Annotated in this window: 3 protein-coding genes and 1 pseudogene; 3 read left to right on the top strand and 1 reads right to left on the bottom strand. The window is 56.0% G+C overall.

The genetic code is table 11. The features are described 5' to 3' along the window. From ABJZ52_RS19005 to ABJZ52_RS19015, 3 genes and pseudogenes are all read left to right on the top strand, one after another. Positions 1-189: pseudogene (locus tag ABJZ52_RS19005) on the top strand (IS256 family transposase); the annotation flags it as partial. 37 nt (positions 190-226) lie between these two features. After that, complete coding sequence (locus ABJZ52_RS19010; protein WP_348192202.1) at positions 227-619, top strand: Tn3 family transposase; 393 nt, start codon at positions 227-229, stop codon at positions 617-619. Positions 620-1,637: 1,018 nt separating this feature from the next. Next, complete coding sequence (locus ABJZ52_RS19015; protein WP_348192205.1) at positions 1,638-2,237, top strand: hypothetical protein; 600 nt, start codon at positions 1,638-1,640, stop codon at positions 2,235-2,237. 154 nt (positions 2,238-2,391) lie between these two features. Here the strand turns inward: ABJZ52_RS19015 and ABJZ52_RS19020 are convergent, their stop codons facing one another. Then, positions 2,392-3,345: a replication initiation protein gene (locus ABJZ52_RS19020; protein WP_348192207.1), complete on the bottom strand. Its 954-nt coding sequence runs from the start codon at positions 3,343-3,345 to the stop codon at positions 2,392-2,394. Positions 3,346-3,752 lie beyond the last annotated feature (407 nt).

Consider the following 3,752-nt stretch of genomic DNA (forward strand, 5'->3'; position numbering starts at 1 on the left):
CATCGGACCAAGCGCACCAAAGGGTGCCTCAGCCGGGACGGCATGTTGAACATGATGTTCAAGCTCGGACAATGCGCCGAAAAAAGCTGGCGTAAACTGCGCGGCTTCCATCATCTCGCAGACGTGATTCAAGGCGTCGACCTCATCAACGGCATCAAGCCATCAAACCAGGATCAAGCCGCTGCATGAAAATCGCCTGGACACCAGATTTGACAATAACTCCTTCATGCTCGACTGGATCGAAAATGCCGACCTGCGCATGGAATGCCACGCAGGCCTCAACAAGGGTGAAGCGCGACACTCGCTGGCGCGGGCCGTCTTTGCCCACTCACAAGGGCGTATTCATGATCGCTCTGACGCCGCCCAACAGAAGCGGGCCATGGCGCTCAACCTCGTCATCACCGCCATCACGTTCTGGAACACGCTCTACATGGACAAGGCCGCCAAGCACCTCGCGCAAACCAGCCCGCTCTACGATGCCAAGCTGCTTGCCCACACATCACCCCTCGGGTGGGAGCATGTCAGCCTATCCGGCGATTTCGATTGGCATTCTGGAGCCGAAGACCGCAAAATTGCGCGACCCCTGAACATCACGCCAGCCAGAGACTGGGGAACCTGATTGTGTTCGCGGAAAGTTCTTCCTTAGAGTAATCCTACGCACAAACCTTCCGATGGGGCCTGTTTGAACGGCATTCACAAATCATCAGAAGGGAGACAACGCCAACCACGTAGGCCACAAAGCGGATTTATGCAACAACGCGCTCTGCGACACCGCGAAAGCCGGCGAAACAAGCAACGACACAAAACCGGTGACGATCAGCGACATCGATAAACGACATCAAACTTGAAACCAAAGAAAGGATGAACCAAAACTGATACGTCGCGGTCGAATCCCGTCACCGGCGATGTCGCTGAACCTTCACCTGCAATGTCGCGCTACACCCATTGCCCCACCGGTTGCCCGGTGGGGGGCTGTAGTCGTTTCGACAAGGTCGCGTACCTCCATTTATTGGAGGTTCAGTTACTTGTTACTGGAAGTCATTCAACTCCTAAAATTGGATGCATAATTCCAGTAACCGGCAACCTACTGCCTAACCACCGGCATTTGACCGGCAATAGCTATTGCCGGTCAGGATCTGTAAGTCATTGATTTTAATAATCTTTTTTTTGGGTCCTTCTTATGATCTATACAGCCCCGGAACGGGTGCACTCAGTGCATAGCTGTCCACGGGCCAGAGCCGCCCCAAACGAGCGTCAGGCCGGTGGTCAGGTGTGTGGTGAGTGCATCCCGTGAGGAGCATAAACATGCGTGAGCGAAGCGAACTCATTTTCCGATCCAAACCTGGATCGGAAGCTCAAGCTGTAGCAATCAAACTCAGGACCCCAACCTTGGCGATCGCAGTAGCGGAAAAAATCGACAAGGGGGCACTTACGAGTTGATGCTCAACTCAGTGCTTAAAGGGCTCAGATGGAGCGCCCAAATGAGGCTTCGGCCCGGCCTTGAGGCACGAGAGAACGGTGTCGCCTTGTCGGCGACGGGATTTCGTGCACCAGGGAAATAGCGGCAGAGAGTGCTAAACAGTACGCACTGAGGGCGGGTCAGCTTGTTATAGTTGAAGTAGCAAAAAGGAAAAATCATGGCTATTCATCCCGCATTACAACCAATCGCGCCCGTAATCTCACCCGTAATCGGAATCGCTTCGAAGATTATGGGTGCGGTGACCTCCGTGGTGAACGGCGCTAAAAAATTCGCAAACCGTGCGGTCTCCTGGGTGCGAAAGCCGACGGCGCGTCAGCTTGGGGTGAACCAAGCCAAACTCCTTACGGCGGTGAAGACGCTTAAAAAAAGTGATTCTGAACACACCGCTCCGGGGGACGTGCTTAAGAAGCCCCGGGTTGCCGGTGCGAAGCACATGACGTACGCGCAAATTGCCGATAGATGCAAACGGGCAATCAACGACCGCGACATGCCACTCTCTGGCACCGAGGTGTCTGATGGCCGCGATAATGGGCAAGGAGGTGAGTTGCACCACCTCCTTCAGCAGATGCCTGTGCCTGTCGAAGTGCATCCGTCTAAGCTAAACAGTGATCGTTTGCCAAGCGTCTTGGGCAGTGATCGTTTGCCAAGCGTTCTTCTTTCAGGGAACTTCAATAGTGCAAAGATCCGGGATGAATTGGGCGGTGCTGAGGTATCTACCGAGAGACCGCCTTCCGTCGACTCCCTCCTTCAGAATTAAGGACCAGGTGACGTTTGATGGGTTTTATCCCCTCGCCCAAGACTGAGGCATCTCCTCCTGCCTTCACTGCGCAGATAAACTGATCCAAACGTCCCGGCTTATGTGTCGGGGCGTTTTTGTTTTGAGGGGCTCGGACCTCTTGGGCCTGCCTGCATCACCGCAGGCTCGAGGTGGCCACTCCTGCCTCAAGAAAGCTCTTGTAAGCGTCCGCTGCAATGTCGCGATCCGCCCGGGCAAACGTCTTGCCGCCAACCGAGAGCACCTGACTCACGCCGGCAGCATACGTTTGACGGTCTTCGCTGGTGAGGCCGTGCCACCAGTCAAGCGCTTCAGTGGGTTGCTTTTCGGCCTCAATCATTGGCGGCGCATCTTGAGCCCGACGCCTGGTCGCGCTGTGACGCTCGGTTTCCAAGGCGGTTTCCGTAGCATCGTGCGGGTCCTTCCACTGCCAGTCGAAACGGACTGCATGGATCGAGCGACCCCGGCGCTCCGGCGTCATCGTCACATGCACCGTACCGTAGTCGTTGATCGCAGAAATCGCAGGCTGGAGTACAGATCGAGCAAAAGCCCCCCATACCCGATACGCCTTTTTGTCGTCCACGCCCATGAGCGCGCGCAGTTCGTCCAGCGTGTAGGTCCAGTACGGTCTGCCAAGGCGCTTTTTGTCGGCGAGCAGCGCGTAGAGCTGGCGCCCATGGCCGGTCAGCCGATGCGCGGCATGAGCTTCGATCTTGGCAAAGCTAGCTGGACTGCGAAGCGCGTGGATGCCGGCTGGCGGGATCAACAGGTGGGCCATCGCGCCGCCCTCCACGATCCGCCATTCTGCGAGCACCACAGCTCCCCACGGGTCGCCTTTGTGTTCGCCCGATAACTTAACCCCGGTCAGCCGGTCCAGACATTCGCGCAGCCACACATTATCCGACCGCGAGCCTTCACCGCGTAGCCGCGATGTCGGCACATGCAGCCAGTGAGCCGTTTCGACATGGGCGGGGACGCGCTGCTCGTCCAGAGCGGCCGCGATCTCCCAAACAGCCGACACCATGGCAGGCGTCAAAGACTGATCAGAGCGGAGCGCGAGGACAGACGATGGGACTGAAATTTCTCTCATAGTGTATGGTTATTATGTATATTTCCAATATTCAAGAATACACTCACACCCTCCCGCACATACATTCCTCCCCTCCCGCACATACATTCCAGCCCTCCGGCGCATACATTTTAAGCCCTACAGTGTCAGTGTCGGGTGTCGAGGGGAGAGATAACGACACTCGACACTCGGACTTTTTTGAATTTTGAAAATGGTGTCGCCTTGTCGGCGACGGGATTTTGGAAAAGGAGTCTTATAGGGTCGAGGCCCTGTGCTCTTGAGGGGTGGAGCTATGTCTGAATCTGGTGTCCGGGCGATTTGAATGACGGCGGTGCATCTGGTTGGATTGGTGTTGCTACACACCCAACCAACCATTTTAGGACGCACCACCATGGACGAAGCTACCATCATCGATTTTACCCGTCGAG

The sequence above is a fragment of the Roseibium sp. genome (assembly GCF_039982295.1).
Taxonomy (GTDB): Bacteria; Pseudomonadota; Alphaproteobacteria; order Rhizobiales; family Stappiaceae; genus Roseibium.